General features: G+C 40.3%; 23 protein-coding genes. 7 read left to right on the top strand and 16 right to left on the bottom strand.

What is annotated here, in order from left to right; translation table 11 throughout:
* Positions 1–118: 118 nt before the first annotated feature.
* The 4 genes from J2746_RS13460 (at position 119) to J2746_RS13445 (ending at position 1765) form a co-directional block, all read left to right on the top strand.
* Entirely contained in the window at positions 119–379 is a 261-nt protein-coding gene (locus J2746_RS13460; RefSeq protein WP_342451849.1) for a cation:proton antiporter regulatory subunit, read from the top strand.
* A 324-nt stretch (positions 380–703) separates the two neighbouring features.
* Complete coding sequence (locus J2746_RS13455) at positions 704–871, top strand: hypothetical protein (protein WP_209622119.1); 168 nt, start codon at positions 704–706, stop codon at positions 869–871.
* A gap of 268 nt (positions 872–1139) precedes the next feature.
* Positions 1140–1304: a cupin domain-containing protein gene (locus J2746_RS14785; RefSeq protein ID WP_245250176.1), complete on the top strand. Its 165-nt coding sequence runs from the start codon at positions 1140–1142 to the stop codon at positions 1302–1304.
* A gap of 218 nt (positions 1305–1522) precedes the next feature.
* Entirely contained in the window at positions 1523–1765 is a 243-nt protein-coding gene (locus tag J2746_RS13445; RefSeq protein ID WP_209622116.1) for a hypothetical protein, read from the top strand.
* A gap of 87 nt (positions 1766–1852) precedes the next feature.
* Here the strand turns inward: J2746_RS13445 and J2746_RS13440 are convergent, their stop codons facing one another.
* Entirely contained in the window at positions 1853–2638 is a 786-nt protein-coding gene (locus tag J2746_RS13440; RefSeq protein ID WP_209622113.1) for a DUF1638 domain-containing protein, read from the bottom strand.
* Between the two features lie 128 nt (positions 2639–2766).
* On the opposite strand from J2746_RS13440, the gene J2746_RS13435 reads away from it, so the two are divergent.
* The gene (locus J2746_RS13435) at positions 2767–3090 is read left to right on the top strand and encodes a DMT family transporter (protein ID WP_209622110.1); all 324 of its coding nucleotides are present in this window, start codon (positions 2767–2769) and stop codon (positions 3088–3090) included.
* 6 nt (positions 3091–3096) lie between these two features.
* Here the strand turns inward: J2746_RS13435 and J2746_RS13430 are convergent, their stop codons facing one another.
* Positions 3097–3888 carry an ABC transporter permease gene (locus tag J2746_RS13430; protein ID WP_209622107.1) on the bottom strand — a complete coding sequence of 264 codons (792 nt, stop codon included), beginning with the start codon at positions 3886–3888 and terminating at the stop codon, positions 3097–3099.
* On the bottom strand, positions 3869–4519 hold the full coding sequence (locus J2746_RS13425; RefSeq protein WP_209622104.1) for an ABC transporter ATP-binding protein: 651 nt from the start codon (positions 4517–4519) through the stop codon (positions 3869–3871). Before J2746_RS13425 ends, J2746_RS13430 begins: the two co-directional genes overlap by 20 nt.
* Before the next feature lie 275 nt (positions 4520–4794).
* Between J2746_RS13425 and bcp the strand changes: the two genes are divergently transcribed.
* Complete coding sequence (gene bcp / locus J2746_RS13420) at positions 4795–5274, top strand: thioredoxin-dependent thiol peroxidase (protein WP_209622101.1); 480 nt, start codon at positions 4795–4797, stop codon at positions 5272–5274.
* A gap of 227 nt (positions 5275–5501) precedes the next feature.
* On the opposite strand, the gene J2746_RS13415 is transcribed toward bcp, so the two are convergent.
* The 13 genes from J2746_RS13415 to J2746_RS15030 form a co-directional block, all read right to left on the bottom strand.
* Positions 5502–6119 (bottom strand): V-type ATP synthase subunit D, encoded by a 618-nt coding sequence (locus J2746_RS13415; RefSeq protein ID WP_209622098.1) that lies wholly within the window; start codon positions 6117–6119, stop codon positions 5502–5504.
* 18 nt (positions 6120–6137) lie between these two features.
* A complete protein-coding gene (locus tag J2746_RS13410) occupies positions 6138–7517 on the bottom strand; it encodes an ATP synthase subunit B (RefSeq protein WP_209622095.1) in 1380 nt (459 codons plus the stop codon).
* A gap of 1 nt (position 7518) precedes the next feature.
* On the bottom strand, positions 7519–9255 hold the full coding sequence (locus J2746_RS13405) for an ATP synthase subunit A (protein ID WP_209622092.1): 1737 nt from the start codon (positions 9253–9255) through the stop codon (positions 7519–7521).
* Positions 9246–9545 (bottom strand): V-type ATP synthase subunit F, encoded by a 300-nt coding sequence (locus J2746_RS13400; protein WP_209622089.1) that lies wholly within the window; start codon positions 9543–9545, stop codon positions 9246–9248. The genes J2746_RS13405 and J2746_RS13400 overlap by 10 nt, the downstream gene beginning before the upstream one ends.
* On the bottom strand, positions 9545–10621 hold the full coding sequence (locus tag J2746_RS13395) for a V-type ATP synthase subunit C (protein WP_209622087.1): 1077 nt from the start codon (positions 10619–10621) through the stop codon (positions 9545–9547). The genes J2746_RS13400 and J2746_RS13395 overlap by 1 nt, the downstream gene beginning before the upstream one ends.
* Before the next feature lie 7 nt (positions 10622–10628).
* Positions 10629–11180 carry a V-type ATP synthase subunit E gene (locus tag J2746_RS13390; RefSeq protein ID WP_209622084.1) on the bottom strand — a complete coding sequence of 184 codons (552 nt, stop codon included), beginning with the start codon at positions 11178–11180 and terminating at the stop codon, positions 10629–10631.
* 49 nt (positions 11181–11229) lie between these two features.
* Positions 11230–11466, bottom strand: a complete 237-nt coding sequence (locus J2746_RS13385) for a V-type ATP synthase subunit K (protein ID WP_209622081.1) — start codon at positions 11464–11466, stop codon at positions 11230–11232.
* A 4-nt stretch (positions 11467–11470) separates the two neighbouring features.
* Positions 11471–13423, bottom strand: coding sequence for a V-type ATP synthase subunit I (locus J2746_RS13380; protein WP_209622079.1), 1953 nt, complete (start codon positions 13421–13423; stop codon positions 11471–11473).
* Positions 13416–13742: an ATP synthase archaeal subunit H gene (gene ahaH / locus J2746_RS13375; RefSeq protein WP_209622076.1), complete on the bottom strand. Its 327-nt coding sequence runs from the start codon at positions 13740–13742 to the stop codon at positions 13416–13418. Before ahaH ends, J2746_RS13380 begins: the two co-directional genes overlap by 8 nt.
* 218 nt (positions 13743–13960) lie before the next feature.
* A complete protein-coding gene (locus J2746_RS13370) occupies positions 13961–15151 on the bottom strand; it encodes a radical SAM/SPASM domain-containing protein (protein WP_209622074.1) in 1191 nt (396 codons plus the stop codon).
* 25 nt (positions 15152–15176) lie between these two features.
* Positions 15177–16046 (bottom strand): polyprenyl synthetase family protein, encoded by an 870-nt coding sequence (locus J2746_RS13365; RefSeq protein WP_209622072.1) that lies wholly within the window; start codon positions 16044–16046, stop codon positions 15177–15179.
* Between the two features lie 12 nt (positions 16047–16058).
* On the bottom strand, positions 16059–16439 hold the full coding sequence (locus J2746_RS13360) for a cytochrome c maturation protein CcmE domain-containing protein (protein WP_209622069.1): 381 nt from the start codon (positions 16437–16439) through the stop codon (positions 16059–16061).
* A 33-nt stretch (positions 16440–16472) separates the two neighbouring features.
* Entirely contained in the window at positions 16473–16562 is a 90-nt protein-coding gene (locus J2746_RS15030; protein ID WP_425342655.1) for a hypothetical protein, read from the bottom strand.
* Positions 16563–16794: 232 nt separating this feature from the next.
* On the opposite strand from J2746_RS15030, the gene ahbD reads away from it, so the two are divergent.
* A complete protein-coding gene (gene ahbD, locus J2746_RS13350) occupies positions 16795–17841 on the top strand; it encodes a heme b synthase (RefSeq protein WP_209622066.1) in 1047 nt (348 codons plus the stop codon).
* The last annotated feature ends 2 nt before the right edge of the window (positions 17842–17843 follow it).

The raw sequence follows: 17843 nt of genomic DNA, 5'->3' as shown, positions 1-17843 counted from the left end.
GAGTTCATGAAATGTTCATTAAAACTTAGTTTTGCAAAAAGATGGATAGAAAAGTTCATGAGCGATAAGTTAGAAATGTTTAGTTAATGACTATAACTTAAAAGATGAGTTGCCCGGTGTGGACGTTACATCTTTTAAAATAGATAAAGATAGTGCTCTTCGTGGATGCACCCTGAAAGAGGCAGATCTGAGAAATATGTATGGTACAACTGTGCTGGCCATCAAAAGAGGAGAACAGATTATCGAAAATCCGGCAGGTGATACACAGTTAATGACAGGTGACCAGTGTATAGTGCTTGGAAAGCCTGAAAGACTATGCCAGTTAAAAATCTCTCTAGAAGGAGAAAGTGAAGGACAATCACAAAGCTGTTCCATCTGAGAAGCTCAAACTCTTAAACCTGTCAAAAAAATCACATTAAGAGACAAAAGACTCTGATTTCAATTTTTAGTAGATTATTATAACAATTAATCATGATTGTTTTAATATAAAAGAGTATTGGAACATTGATACATATTCTTCAATTAAGCCGATAGGCTAACTACAGAACAATATTTACTTACTAAAGATCAGAAAAAACAATAGATTATGGAGATTACATGCGTTTACCTTATATGGGAAAAAGTTAGAGCACTAATTGGACAGGAAGACCTCACAGAAGGTCTGGAAAACAAGAATACTAAATCAGTAAATGGAGAATGAAACATGGAATGGAAGCTGTCTAGAAAGACGCAGCAGCGTTTCAGACATTTCAGAGTCTGGAAAGAGTTCGAACAAATTGATGCAAAGCCAGATGATTATAAATGTGTGTCATCAAAAAAAGGAACTTGTGTTGTTGGATTTTTAAAACCTTCCATTAGTATGATGTACTGATTAAACTAAGAGGAAAATCTTTTTCTTACCTGCTGGCAGGTGAGAAAAACCATTCTTTTTTACATTTTAAATGAAAAATAATAAATTGATATAGGCTGTAAGCATATATCATGTTCAGCAAACATAACGAATCAGATTATAAGGATATCCTTCCCGGAATAAAGATGAAAACTGTTGTTTATGGTGAAAAAACTCTGATGACTGAATTTATCTTGCAAAAGGGAAGCCTTCTACCATCTCATGAACACATTCATGAGCAAACTGGATTATGATCTCAGGAAAAATGTTACTCACCATTGGAGATAAGACTCATGAAGTGACGTCCGGTGACTCATGGAACATACCCTCAAATATCACACACAAGGCAGAAGTACTTGAGGGTTCTGTTGCAGTGGAAGTATTTTCACCGTGCAGGAAAGAGTATATGGATTAATTGATTTCAGACAATAGATTAAACTTTTTTTGTTTGTTTTTTGATTTTCTGTTACATAAATGTCTAAGTTAGTAATATATATGTATGAGAGTGTATATTAAAAGAGCAATAGAAGTAACTTTTTTATATTAAATACCCGCACATAAGAATCCGATGTATGATTGCAAATCATACATGGATCGAATTTTAAAAACCACAGTGAATTGAAAGGTGAAAAAATGAAAGATACATGGGAAAAAGTATTTGAATATGCATCGTCCCCGCTTCATGGAACAATGTCAAGAAAACTCAGGGAAGGCGTTAGCATTCAGGTAAACGAAGGAAAAATTTACGAAAAAGTGATCATTTTCCTTGGTGAACAGTTTGTACGCATTACAGAGGAAGACAGCGGTCAGAAAATCAACACATATTATGACTGGGAGAAAATCGAATCTGTAAGAACGTACAGCAAAGGAGATTGAAATTCCTTTGTTATAATCCCGAATAATGGATAATGGTAATTATCCATTTACTTTTTGAATAAATTAAAGAAAAAACTGAAATTCACCTTAAACAACAAATATTTCATCTTTCAACTGTTCATAACAGCGCACAAGCAACTCAGGACTGGCTTTCATTTCAATGATTTGAAAACCAAAAATACCTGCAAACTCTTCAACCATAGCTTCAAACTGCTTTTCATAATAAAGTCCCGTGTCCATTTTAGCCACATTCTTGTATCCTGCATAATCAAAAACGAACTTTGAGAGTTTTATATTGTCAGGATCAGGGGTCATACCTGCAGATACAACCATTTCCCGCCAGTGGGATGCCCACATTGGAGTCATGAAAAAAGTACCTGTTCCATTAAAACTTTTTAATTTTTCAAGATATGCAGCCCTTCCTCCAAGCACTGCACCTATACAATCATCAATAACGTCTCCGTTATTCTCTTTCAGTATTCGGACTGGGCACGATAGATCAGCAAGTTCTGTATCAACTTTTCCAAGGACATTACCACAAAGACCATAAAAAAGCAAAATACCATCTGAATATTTTGCCATCTCACGTGCCCTATCATAAACAACTTTTTTAAGATTATCAGGATTAGCATGTAAAGCAAGCTCGAGCATTTCCACTACAAGAACAAGATTTTCTTTTTCTTGAGAAAAATCTGAAAGCCTGTTTTCTGTTATCAGAGTAAAATCACAACCAGAATCTTTCAGTTTAGACACAAGTCCATCACTATCTGTGTTGTCTACTACTAGCAGACTCTTTACTGAACTGTCATTCTCAATGATGTGAACAATCTCATCTTCAAACATCCTACAGGCAATGAATGTCATTACTGGCATTAAAGAGCATCTCCTTTAAGATTATAGGAAATGTGGATTAAAATAGTATTATAAACTGACGCTATGTTTAGAAATAGTAGAAAGTATTTTAAAATTATATTTTAATAAAGTGTACGTATGGAGGAAAAATGAGCTATCTTTATCTGGCATTTGCCATCATTTTTGAGATTTGCGGAACTACATGTATGAAACTGGCTGAAGGCTTCACAAAACCACTGCCATCCATTTTGATCTTTGTATTCTATGGGTTCAGTTTCGTTGCCTTCACCATAGCCCTGAAAAAAATAGATGTCAGCGTTGCCTATGCCATATGGGCAGGACTTGGGGTGGCATTGATATCTATAATAGGCTACATGGAATTCAATGAACCAATGCCACCGATAAGAATAGCATTCCTTGCACTCATAGCAATAGGAGTAATAGGACTTCATCTAAGCAGTAGTTTAAACTGAAATGATTCAGGGATTCCTTAACAATTCTTTTTTGAACATTCCGTAATCATCAAAACCTCTGTGTATCAGGACAAGAACACCCAAAAAAACATTCACCATTGTAGTGACATATATCGCAAGCATGATGGCAATCTGGTATTCTATGGCAACAATAGGACTTGCACCGGCAAGTATCTGACCGGTCATCATCCCTGGAAGGAAAACTATACCAATGGTAGCCATATTTGCAATTGTTGGTTTTAATGCAACTCTCATGCTCTTGCGTAAATAAGGAACAAGAGCTTCTGTCTTTTCAGCACCCATCGATAAACGGAAAAGATAGCGATTTTCGTTCCTCTGTATCTCATTGCAGAAATTTTCCATTCCTATGACATTGGCTTTCAGTGAATTACCCAATACCATACCTGCAATAGGTATAAAATATCTTGCATCAATGAGATTATTGAGATCCAGTATGAACCTGTTGAAATAAAGAAGCATGGAATAATTTGTCAGGGCCATGAAAAGCACGAGTACAGGTAATAAGTTTCGCGTTTTCAGTTCCGCGTTTTTCAGAACAGTATGAGAAGCAACAATAACCATTACAAACACCCATGTAATATTGATAAAAGCATTATTCAGATCAAAGACAAAGGTAAGAAAAATACCTACAAAAACAAGTTGTAGAACCATTCTTACTGCACTTTCAAGTGTAGAAGAAGTGAGTTTCAGTCCCAGATAATAACTAATCACAAGTGGTATGAGGAGTAACAGGAACGAAAACAGCATACCTTCAAGACTAATGTCGTATGTTTCCATTATTTGCCTCCTCAGAGAAATCAATTACTTTCAAAGCTTTATCCTCCCACTCCCTGTCATGTGAAATGGAAAGTACCGTCCATTGTGAATTATCAAAGAACATTTCCACAACTTTATGTTTTAGATCTGCATCAAGCTCTGCTGTGACTTCATCAAGCAGAAAAATATCCTTCCCTGATATTAATGCAAGGACAAGTGCAATTCTTTGTTTTTCACCGCCTGACAGTTTCATGTATTGTTTGTTCAGTAACCCGGAAGAGAGAGACAGTTCATCCATTATTGATTCAAGGTCTTCTATTGCAGGATTATCCTTGTTCGCCTTGAACGAGAATACTTCATCAAGCAGGTCACTGACTTTTCCTTCTGCAATATCCGTATCCTGTGACACGTAAGCAACCCTTCTTCTTATATCCCATATATGTTCTGAATCAACAGGAATACCGTCCAGTGATATTTCCCCTGAATTATGTACACTAAATCCCATAATAATTCTGAAAAGAGTTGATTTTCCAATTCCTGACCTTCCTTTGATAAGTATCTTTTCTCCTTTAGAAACGGAAAGATCAAAGTCTGAAAGAATCGTTTTTCCATCATAACTGACAGACAGGTTCCGAATATCAAGTATTCCCATGTTTGTTTGCTCCAACCCAGATGCTATTATTCTCTAATTCCCATCAGTTTCAATCAAATATAGCTTACCAATATAGAATATTGTGTACTATATACATACTGATGCTCAAATATATATTTAGAACTTACTTTTTACAAAATGGGTTGGTCTTAAAAATAACTTACAACTCTGCCCCGATTATTAAAGCCAGCCCAATTTCCTTTTACTAAAAAAATATATTTGTATTGTTCCTTTTTGCTTAAAGTCTTTAAATGAAAACATACATAAACTATGGCATGAGCAAGAATTCACTCACTGAAGGACAAAAAGCTCCTGAGTTTTGTCTCCCTGATCAGAATGAGAATAATGTATGTCTCAAGGATTTTTCTGGAAAATGGATAGTTCTTTACTTCTATCCAAAGGATAACACATCAGGATGCACAAGGGAAGCACAGGATTTTACAACATTGAAGAGTGATTTTGAATCAGAAGATGCAATCATACTGGGAATTAGCAAGGATAGCATCAAATCTCATATCAAATTCACTGAAAAAAAAGAACTTGGAATAACTCTTCTCTCTGATGAAGATACCAGTGTTCACCAGAAATATGATGTCTGGAGAACAAAGAAGAACTATGGTAAAGAGTACCTTGGAACAGTAAGAACAACTTTCCTCATAGATAATGAAGGAAACATTGCAAAAATATGGGATAATGTCAGGACTAAGGGACATGCAGAAAAAGTACTTGAGACCTTTAGGTCACTAAAAGGATAATGTTTGGTTTCAGCAACCATATCATATAAAATCAATATACTGTGAAATTTTACTAAAGATTATAACATAGCCAAGTGCTAACATCACTAATGATATGAGCCAGGCCCACCTGAGAATCCTTCCAAGATTCTCTGGTTGCATTAATTTTATAAAAAAGCGATCGACAATATTCGGCCGATTTTCAGGATCTTCAGTCATAAAAACAGTTTAAAAAAGATATTAGAGGATTATCCCTTAATCCTCTTAAGTCTGAAGGTGTTTTCCCTTTCCATCTCTTCAAGACGGAGTCTTATGAAGACCATTGCTTCCTCAAGTTCAGGAATGACTTTGAATTCAAGAGCATTGACACGCCTTTTTGTCTTCTCAATATCATCAAGAAGCTTTTTCATGGTGGTCTCTATCTCTGCTGCAAGGATGATCTTCTCAACAAGTTCCTCATAAGAATCTGCTGCTTCATCAGTATATGAGCTTGTACCAAGAATACCATAACCACGTTCATTAATGGATTTCTTGACACTTGATGACTCGATCTTTGGAACCACAACACCCATGATGTTACGGCTTTCCAGCTCGATCTCAGGTTTGCTCTGAAGTGCAAAAGCTGTGGATTTGACGGTAATGGTACCGTCAACAGCATTTGCAATACCAATCTTACGGGAAGCACCTTCATAGGCGGCATCCAGCTCAGATCTGACATCCTTTGCTTTGCTCAGGATCTCAAAGAACTCAAGGATAAGACCATCTCTTTTCATCTTGAGCAGCTTGTGACCACTCTGAGAGAGCTTAATCTTCTTCTTGATCTCAATAAGTTCTGATCGAGTTGGTTTTACATCTTTCACGCCCATGTTGGATCACCTTTTTAATTAATTGCTCTTGTGAGCAGGGTGGTACTTCTCGATATATTTGTTATCGATCCTGGTTAGCAGAGATTCAGGAAGTTCAGAGAGAATGTCCCAGCCAACCTGAAGAGTGTCTTCAATGGACCTGTCTTCATCTCTTCCCTGACGTACGAACCTGTCCTCGAACAGATCTGCGAACTCAAGGATCTTCTGGTCCCTTTCAGACAGTGCTTCCTTACCTACAATGGCTACAAGACCTCTGAGGTCACGACCTTCTGCATAACCAGCATACATCTGGTCAGATACAGCCTTGTGGTCATCTCTGGTCTTTCCGTCACCGATGCCTGAGTTCATCAGACGTGAGAGTGATGGAAGCACATTGATAGGTGGATAGATACCCTTCATGTGAAGTTCCCTGGAAACTACGATCTGGCCTTCTGTGATATATCCTGAAAGGTCAGGAATCGGGTGGGTGATATCGTCACCTGGCATTGTAAGGATTGAGAACTGAGTAACTGATCCTTTCCTTCCTTTGATAACACCTGCACGCTCGTAGAGTGATGCAAGGTCAGTGTACATGTAACCTGGGTAACCACGTCTACCTGGTACTTCTTCACGGGCCGCACCCATCTGACGGAGTGCTTCACAGTAGTTTGTGATGTCAGTAAGAATAACAAGTACGTGCATATCGTGTTCGTATGCTAGATACTCTGCAGCTGTAAGAGCCATCCTTGGTGTGATGATACGTTCTACAGCAGGGTCATCTGCAAGGTTAAGGAAAACCACAGCTCTTTCAAGAGCACCGGTCTTCTCGAAGTCTTCCATGAAGTACTGGGCTTCTTCGTTTGTGATACCCATTGCAGCGAATACTACTGCGAAATCTTCAGTGGAACCTGGTACCTTAGACTGACGTGCTATCTGAAGAGCAATCTCGTTATGTGGAAGACCTGATCCTGAGAAGATAGGGAGCTTCTGTCCACGCACAAGTGTGTTTGTACCGTCAATGGTGGAGATACCTGTCTGGATAAAGTCCTCTGGTGGCATCCTTGAATATGGATTCATTGATGCACCGTTAACGTCAATCCTGTCTTCTGGAACAATGCGTGGTCCGCCGTCAAGTGGTTCACCTGCACCGGACAGGATACGACCTAGCATGTCCTTTGATACAGGAAGCTTGATGGTCTCACCGGAGAACACTACACCGGACTCTTCGTTAAGTCCGCCTGTACCTTCAAATACCTGAACTGCTACAACGTCAGATGAGGTATCAAGAACCTGACCTCTCTTTGTTGTACCGTCTGGAAGATTGATGTGAACAAGTTCACCATAACCTACCGGTTCGGTCTTCTCGAGGAAGATCAGTGGTCCGGATATTTCTGTGATCGTCTTATATTCCTTGGTCATTTTAGTTGCCTCCGAGTGCTGCAAATTCCTTGTCCATCTTCTCCATGACAACATTCAGTGCACCTTCGAAGTCCTCTTCGAATTTGACCTTTGCAAGCTCGTCCTTTGACTCAATGGACAATATATCCTTCATTGGTATGCCGGATTCAAGTGCTGCCTGTGCCATATCACTGTACTTGGAGATAGCTTTGAGTAACTGGTACTGCTTGTCGAACGGACAATATGTGTCAACAGGATGGAATGCGTTCTGTTGAAGGAAATATTCCCTGAGCATACGACAAATCTCCAGAACAAGCTGCTGGTCTTCCGGAAGGGCATCGGAACCTACAAGCTGTACGATCTCCTGAAGTTCGGATTCCTGCTGGAGAAGATCCATTGCATTGTCCCTGAGTGGTACCCAGTCTGGTGCGACGTTCTCTGCAAACCAGTCAGCAAGACCCTGGGTGTACAGACTGTAACTTGTAAGCCAGTCAATGGACGGGAAGTGTCTTCTCTGTGCAAGTTTTGCATCCAGTGCCCAGAACACTTTTACGATACGGAGGGTGTTCTGTGTTACAGGCTCTGAGAAGTCACCGCCAGGTGGTGATACTGCACCAATAACTGTAATTGAACCTTCTTCTGCGGAAAGTGACTTTACCGCACCTGCACGCTCATAGAATTCTGAGAGCCTTGCAGAAAGGTATGCTGGATAACCTTCTTCACCAGGCATTTCTTCAAGCCTTGAGGAAATTTCCCTCATTGCTTCTGCCCATCTGGATGAAGAGTCAGCCATAAGTGATACATCGTACCCCATGTCACGGTAATATTCCGCGATCGTAATACCTGTATAAACAGATGCTTCACGAGCAGCTACAGGCATGTTGGATGTGTTTGCGATAAGGACTGTACGTTCCATGAGTGGACGACCGGTCTTTGGGTCCTGGAGTTCAGGGAACTCATTCAGTACATCAGCCATCTCGTTTCCACGTTCTCCACATCCGATATAAACTACAATATCAGTGTCACTCCACTTTGCAAGCTGCTGCTGTGTAACAGTCTTTCCTGATCCGAATGGACCAGGGATAGCTGCTGTACCGCCTTTTGCAACAGGGAAGAGACCATCAAGAATTCTCTGACCTGTAATAAGAGGTCTTCTTGGAATGAATTTCTTGTCTACTGGACGTGGCATTCTTACAGGCCACTTCTGCATCATGGAAAGTTCTTTACCGCCTGCGAGTACGCAGATTGTTTCGTCTACCTTGAACTTTCCAGACTTTATTTCTTCAATTGTACCGGAGACTGTTGGTGGCACCATAATCTTGTGCTCAATGTTCTCTGTTTCCTGTACAATACCAATTGTCTGACCACCTGTTACGGAATCACCACTGGAAACAGTTGGCTTGAATTCCCATACTCTTTCACGGTCAAGACCATTAGCAGTTACACCCCTGTCAATGAAGTCTCCCATCTTTTCCTGGAGAACTTTCAGAGGTCTCTGAATACCATCATAAATACTTTCTAATAAACCAGGTCCGAGCTCTACAGAAAGGGACATTCCAGTGTTCACTACAGGTTCACCTGGCTTGATACCAGATGTATCCTCATATACCTGAACAGTGGCTTTGTCACCTTCAATTCTGATAACTTCGCCCATAAGACCTTCGTGACCAACGTGCACCACATCGTACATCTTTGGCTTGATACCCATAATCGTAACGACAGGTCCGGCCACACGATAAATTTCACCTTTCATTTCCACAGATCTACACCTACCGATTGCTTTATTTTTTCCCTTAAGTTCGAACTTTCACCACTACCACCGAGAGTCACAACAGTTGGCTCAACAGAATCGCTGATAGTGTTTCTCAATATCTCCGGTAGTTCATTCAGATCATCACCGTGCATTACCAGAATGCCGATTTCTCGATCCTCAAGTATTTTTTCTACAGTAGGCTCAAGTTCGCCATTATTAACTTCAAATATCTTCTTGACACCAGCAAGTCTGAAACCTGTTACAAACTCGCCATTTCCGACCACTGCTAATTCCATCAAATCACCAACTGTTCTTTGATAACATCATCTTCGAGATTTGCAGCTTTACCACGAATAATCATCCGCAGATTGCTTATCTCATTCTGTTTGCTTAGCATGTAGTCCATGATTGGTACAATTGAGATCGGATAAACATGTGAAAAGCTTGCTGCAGATTTAAGCCTGTGTTTTTTCAGTCTGGTCTCGACGTCTATCAATGAGGCCATATCCGGTTTCACAATATCTGAGATTACGTCCCAGTAAGGATTGCTTTCCAGCTCTGACACAAAGTCTTCAAAGGAAAGAGGCAACAGCCTTTCTGTTTCCTTAAGTTTGCACCTTAATCCTCCATCGATCATAAGATTAATTGCATCTGGATCTGTAATTCCGGATTTTTTAAGACGGAAAAGAGTGATAAGATTTTTCAGATCAATGCCCATTCTGGTAAATTCTGCAAACAGTTTTCTATCTTTGGATTTAGACTCACCGATTGCCTCAAATAAACCAACATAGTACATTTTATCAAGTTGGTTCTCGACCTCTGAAAGATTTGTACCATCATAATTCTTTAGTATCGGATAATATTCCGTATTTGTAAGCTCAGAGATTACTTCCTCGTAAGTTGCTTTTGCTGCAAGTTCTGAAAGGGAAGTATAGCTCATCCTTCCTGCTGCAACAATTGCATCAAGGATTTCTTCTGTAGATGCATTACAATACTTACCACGCAGAATGGTTTTTATATTCCAGATATCAAACTTCTTGAGTTTTTCACCAATAAGGAAGTTCACATCACCATCTGAAATTTTAAGTAATTTAGTAAAGGTTTCTGCGAGATTCCTGTTAAGGGCATGCTCAATAAGGTCTACACCTTCATACTGCCTTGCCAATTCGTCGACATCCTCTTTATACTCAGATTCTTCAATGAATCTGGTAATTTCATCAATGCTCATGTTCATGAGCCTGGGATAGGTCTCCTTTGGCAGAAGCTTGCTTTTCATTGCACGTACACGTGCTGTGGTATATGCATAATTTGCATGACCCTTTGACTGGGATTTTTTCGAATTACCACGCTTAAATTTCTGCAACAGCTGCATTTAGAAATCACCCGAATAAGATATCAGATGTCTGTTTCAACAACCGCTCATTCACGCTTTTAAGGATGACATCGTAGGTATAATCCAATCTGATAGTACCATCTTCATTCTCGATAACAACACCACCAAGACAATCTATATTGCCGGCATATTCGAGTGAAGATATCTTTTTTACAATCTCCTCGGACTCGGCATTTGAATATATCTTTGTACCGTTTGCCTCATTTTTGTTAATGAGAGCTTTGAGGAGTTCCTCATTTTTCTCTGGAGAAAAGTCTGATATGGTTTCTACAGCCTGGACATATACTTTTTCGAGTATTTCCTTGCGTGCATTGAGCAATGTGCGCTTCACTTCAAGATTTGCACTGGATATTTCTTGCTGCCTGATCTTTTTAATATCATCTTCTGCTTTTGCAAGACTCTCACCCATAATCCTTTTAGCATTCTGTTTTGCTTCATCCAGAATCAGGGCTACTTCTGCATCTGCTTCAGAATCCATTTTGGAAACTTCTGCCTGAGCAGCATCCATGATATCCTTAACAACAATTTCAAGTCCCATGCTCAACACCTTTGGAAAATTTAAGAGCGAGAAATGCTCTTAAATAAACTTATCCGTTAATCAAGAGTGCAACTACCAGACCGAAGATAACAATGGTTTCTGGAATTACAGTAAGGATCAAACCTTTACCAAAGAGACTTTCGTTCTCTGCCATTGCACCAATTGCTGCACTACCGATATCCTTTTCTGCGATACCGGATGCGATACCTGTGAGGCCTACTGCGAGTCCTGCACCGATTGCTTTCAGTCCTGCTGGGTCCATTGCGGTTAATGTTTCTGTTGCCATTTTCTTATTCCTCCGTGTATTTTCTAATGTATCCAAATGGATTGTATTTGCGTCCCCCTCCTTCGTAGAATTTACCAAAGAATTCTACATACTGCAGCCTGAGTGAGTGTAGACCGGGGGCGATAATACTCAGGACAGTATTCAATGCGTGTCCAGCTAAGAACACGATAATTGCGCCTATTGTTGCTCCACCTATTGGCGTTCCTGGCTCCCATATCATCTCAAAGGCGATAAGGTTGACAGTTGAAGCGATATAGATGGATGATAATCCTACAGCTATGATACGAGTGTAAGACAGTGAGTTACTGAGAAGAGAAGGTAGTTCTATTGGACCTTTGATTCCTTCTCCTTTAAGAAGCATTACAAAACCTACAAGGAAAACAACGACACCTGCGTATGTTGTTGCTGCAGGAAGTACTGCTGCGTAGCCGAGAATTGCCAAAAGTAAGCCAAGCTCAATAACTATCCAGCTGCCTTTTTCCATAATAGCTGCTGACATTCCATGTTTCCTGTTCTCATTAATGAAACCAAGCATATAACCGATATTTATGTGAATCAGCCCTAAAAGAGCAGTAAACACAATCAATGTCATAACAAGGTGAGTCCTGTGAACAGGATAAGTAATCATTTCTCCTCCAATTGGAGATGCGAAGAGATCCATCGTTGCAAAACCAGGAATCAAACCTGCTACAGTCTCTCCATGTGAAGTAAGGCTTGCAAGAGGGAAACCCATAAACTCACCATATAGCACACCAAATATCAGAGTCGATATCTGACAGTATATGAGTACGTTCATCAGTGGTTTGATCGCTTCAGAAGAAACTGCCTTTTTGATACCTAAAGCCAATGCAAGAAGAATCAGTGCATAGCCGATATCACCAAGGATCATTCCGTAGAAGAGTGGGAAAGAAATGAATATCAATAAAGTAGGATCGAGTTCTTTGTATTTAGGGCGTGCGTAAAGATCCATGATCTCCTGGAAAGGAGTTGCAGCCTTCGGGTTGTCGTACTCGATCGGAACGACATTTTCATCCCCTTTAGTCATCTCCTGCTTGGAAACGAATGCACGTCCGTTAGTAGCCGTTTTAACAATTTGTTCCAGCTTAGGGAAATCCTCCTCAGGAACCCATCCATCAATCATGAATGTGCTTTCTGAAGTTGCTACCCTTAAAGGTGCTTCAGACTTTTGAGCCTCAATTGAAAGAAGCTCATTGCTGGCCAGAATGAAATCAGCATACTTATCTTTCAGGGATTCGATCTCTGCATCGATAGACTCGATCTGTTTGATCAGCCCTGCTTCCTTGGAAGTTATCTCTGAAAGGGCCTGTGCTGGCATTCCACTTATCTGTGGAACTCTTATTTCTCTGAATCCATAATCTGCAAGTAAACCTGTGACTTCATCAGATTTTTCTTTTGCTACGAACAATACAATTGTACCTTCCTTAGCATCGTAAAAGATTTCATAAGAAGAAGTGATTTTAGAAACCGCGGACTCTACGTTATCGTCCACATAACCTGTAAATACCGAAAGATGCTCATAACCTCGGTAAAGGTCAAGATCAAGAGATATGTTTGAAAACGGAAGCAATTCTTTCTTAAGAGAATCAATCTCTTTGATTTCTGCTTCAAGCTGGCTTTTCTTTTCTGTCTTCACATCAAGCTCAGCATCGAGCTTCTCAAGTGTGTCATCAAGTGAAGAAAGAACAGCACTTTTACTTTGCTTTTTTGACTCTGCGTCCTCAACACCCAGTAAACTGGCTATAGACCTGATTTTAATCAATTTCTTTGATACAGCATCTACATTCTCAAAAGGTCTTCCAATGTGGAGACCAGACTTATCTTCATTGAAATCCTCGATCTGAAACAGATTAGACTTGTGCAGAGCATCGACCGTTTCTTCAAAAATATTCTTATGGCCAACGATTACGGCACGATTCATCTGCTTTAGTTCAAGCATGTATTGCCCTCTCGAATTCGTTAACAATTAATTCAACAGCTTCATCGATCTTAGAAGAAGCAGAACTTGCAATGGATTTTGCTTCGCTTTCTCCATTCTCGATGACCTTTGATTTATCTGAAGCGATAGACTCTTCTGCAGATTTCATTGCACTCTGTGCAGATTTCTGTGCATCGACTTCGGCCTGTTTAATGATTTCCCTGGCCTCGGCACGTGCACTGGCGATACGGTCGTTCTTTCTTTTATTACCGTCGTCAACCATTTTGCGTGCATTGTCTTCTGCCTCTTTGATTTCCGACAAGATTTTTTCTTTGGCCATGCTAATCCTCATGTGATGAATTGCTAATTATCCCGAATAAATCAACATCTCCTACTGCTAACTCACATATAAAGTATTCGGTTTTCCGGATACTAGCAAGCTATAAAAGATAATGATTTATCATGATATTGAAAGTATTTATCAGCCATCCTATATTCATAAAGTTATCTACTGATGCTATTTCCTACACATTAATAATGAATAACAATTGCAATAAATTAATGAATATCTTTATCTAGTCTCACCGGAAGCTGCGTTCCTTCCGAGATAGTGCGGATATATTTATCCCTGAACTCAGGGTTGCGCATCATACAGTACTCTGCAGAGCAACTATAAGCCTCATGTTTACCCATTCTTTCCCATATATCAGCAAGTTCTTCCTCACGGATGTTGCCAAATGAAAGCGGTGTATAGGCACAGGGCAGAACGTCCCCACCTGCTGTTGTATGCATCCACCTTCTCCCTGCAAAGCATCCAAACTCATCAGGACCCATGAAATTCGGGAATGAAGTTACTCTGGGACCATCCTCTTTGTTGTTCATTGATTTCTGGAATTTTCCAAGCCTATCAACATCTTTGGAAGTTATTACTTCATCCTCATGATCCATCCAGCGACCAACAGCTATAATCTCATAAATAGACATTTCCTGCATACCCATATCTGCTGCGAAATTGTAGAAACCATCCAGGTCATCAATATTATGAGGAGAGATGACCACGAAAAGATCCGCAAGAATATCTGCATTAACCACATGTTTTATACCGTTAACAGTGTTCTGGAAAGCACCGTCACGTCCCCTGACCCGATCATGTTCCGCCTCTTCCGGACTGTCAAGACTCATATGTGCAGCAAAAAGGCCTGCATTTTTGAGATCCTTTGCCCTTTGTTCAGTAAGACCAAAACCCGATGTGAAACAAGTAGCAATCGCACGTGTTTTGTCTACCTTCGCCACCATTTGCTCAAGGTCTTTTCTAAGCAGGGTTTCTCCGCCATCGAAAGCTATATAATAAGAACCCAGATCAATAGATTGTTCAATAGCACCATTAATCTCATCAAAGGAGAGAATCGGATCTGCTACAGTACCTGCTGCACCACAGTGTATGCAATCATATGGACAATGTGTTGTAATACCTATAGAGAACTGATCAGGTATTCTTTTCTTTAAAATAGAAGCTACCTGCGCACTGATCAGCCTTTTAAAAATATCACCTGGCATCGGAGGAGCCCATGTAGAGAATATTATATTTTCCTCATCTGAGTATATGGGTTTCTCCTCAAGGAAGATCTTATTTATACGCTTTATAATAGGTTTTGCAACAGTAGATAACGGCCCTTCTGTATCAAGGACCACTCTTCCGTTTTCAGTACTGGCATTCACTTTAATTACTGATTTATCATAAACCCTCATGAAGTCACCTGGTAATTGAATAAAATTAAAGAACATCTGCAGGAAGCATATCCACTGTAATAAGATCAGTTATTAACTCCAGTTTATCCCTTGCATCAGAAGAAGGGAAAGAAGCAAGGATATCTTTTGCATTTTTGACGCATTGAAGAACCTGTTCTACAGTCTTCTCCACAGCCTTATCATGACCCATGGACCTTCTGTAGATAAGAGGTAATGTAACAGATTCATAAGTAGATCTTTTATCTTCAAGCTCGTTAAGATACTCAAGCAAATCATCAACTATTTGATATGCATTGCCCACATTTTCACCGAAATACCGTAAATTTTTAGCAGTTCCGGAATCCACACCTGCAACATATGCACCTATTGAAGCGCTGGCTGCAAAAAGAGAACCTGTTTTCTTAGTAATGCACTCGAAATAGTTCTTTTCCCTGAATTCATCATCAACACTTGAAATGTCTATGGTTTCACCTTCAGCCATATACATCCCGGCCCTGCCGAATTCATTTACTGCATTGTTACCGTAACCCGAAATAAGAGATATTGCCTTGGAGATCAGAAAATCACCACAAAGTATCGCTGCAGGAATTCCATATTTCTTGTGTGCTGACTCAACACCGCGACGTACAAGACCACCATCAAGAACGTCATCATGAATAAGGGATGCTGAATGGATGAATTCAATTGCAAGTGCCGCCTTGACACCTTCCGTAGAATTTCCCCCGCACATCTCAGTACATAATATAAGCATAACAGGGCGAATATTCTTTCCGCCGGAACTGCATATATGCAGAAGCATCTTTTTCATCTGTGAACTATCATCCATAGACTGGACCATATCATCCTTGGCCATCTTGATTAGCTGATATTCATCCAGATCTTCTATTTGTATCATAACTACGCCTGCTTACTCTGAATATTTAGAAGGACAGCTCATAACTATCTGACTTGCCTCAACCATAGTTGGAGAAAGCATTTTTCCACTTATGCTAACACTTTGCCCTTCCACAAGGTTGGCCGGGAGAGAACCGGTATATTCCACCTTAATCGCATAAGAAGGTTCTTCAAGATCCTGAAGTGCAAAAGAAGTGCCATCTGTAGAAATATCAAGAGTACCATTCTTGATCATACCCATTGTGTTGACATCATGCCCTATGAACTTCTCAGAGTTCTGGGAAAGCTCAGATATCATATAATATCCCTGTGAAAGGTCAACATTCCAGAGACCTACAAAAGCAACAACAGCAATGAAAGCAACTGCAAGTATCGTTTTTTGTGTTTTATCCATAGGAAGCACCTCTACAATGATCGAATATCAGGATTATTTTTCTATCCTGTTACATTGGCGCATCAGCCTTCTGCGGGAACTTACAACGTATGCAACATACGCCAGTAATGTAATCCATGTAATTGCAAATGCAATATCTAACGCGCCTATAAAGAATCACCTCTATATCAGCCTATTTGTCCGTCATAGGCATTAAGACGAACCCTCTAGCAATAATCAGACACAAATGAGCCAATTTATACATTAGTGACTCTGCCTGATAATCAAGTATTAATATGGGTGTGCAGTAGTATAGTCCCATCCTATAAATAGGTAATATAAGTGAACATACGAACAAAAATATTCATGATCAATTATGGTAAGACCTCCAAGACTCATTGCCTGGGAAACAACAGCAGGATGTAATCTTTCATGCAAACATTGCAGAGGTTCATCCACTGAGAAAAAACCTGAAGGCGAACTAACAACCGAAGAAGCACTCCATTTCGTGGATGAGATCAGGGAAATGGGTAACCCGATACTCATACTTAGTGGCGGGGAGCCGCTGGTGAGGGATGATATATTCGAAATAGCCAAGTATGCCACAGAAAAAGGACTACGTGTTGCCATGGCAACCAACGGTACACTCGTTACACCTGAAATGGCAGACAAAATAAAAAGCGTGGGCATCCAGAGAGTGAGCATCAGCCTTGATGGGGCAAATTCTCAGACACACGACGACTTCCGCTGCATGCCCGGAGCATTTGATGGTGCCATAAAAGGCATAGAGAATCTAAAAGATGCAGGTATTGGATTCCAAATCAACCCAACCATCACAAAACGCACCATTGATGAAATACCCGGCATACTTGAAATGGCAAAGGAACTGGATGCAGATGCACTCCATATTTTCCTTCTTGTACCAACAGGCAGAGGTAAAGAACTTGAAAACGATGAGATTCCACCTGTGGAATATGAAAGGATACTCAACTGGTTCTATGACAGGCAGAAGGATGCAGGCATTCAGCTCAAAGCTACCTGTGCACCACACTATTTCAGGATAATGCGCCAGCGTGCAGAAAAAGAAGGTATTGAGATAAGTGTCAACACCCATGGCTACGAAGCAATGACAAAAGGATGTCTGGGAGGAACTGGTTTTTGCTTTGTATCAAGCACAGGAGACGTTTTCCCCTGCGGATATCTTCCCGCACTTGCAGGAAACATAAAAGAGCAGAGTTTTAAGGATATCTGGGAGAACTCAAAAGTATTCAACGACCTGCGTGATGTTTCCAAACTCAAGGGAAAATGCGGAAGATGCGAATATAACACAGTATGCGGAGGCTGCCGTGCGCGTGCTTATGCTGCCACAGGCGACTATCTGGAAGAAGAGCCATACTGTATATATGTACCTAAAAAACAGTGATT

The sequence above is a fragment of the Methanolobus bombayensis genome, assembly GCF_017873415.1.
Lineage (GTDB): Archaea > Halobacteriota > Methanosarcinia > Methanosarcinales > Methanosarcinaceae > Methanolobus > Methanolobus bombayensis.
Note: the sequence above shows the minus strand (reverse complement) of the source record. Positions and strands in the feature narration are given on the sequence as shown.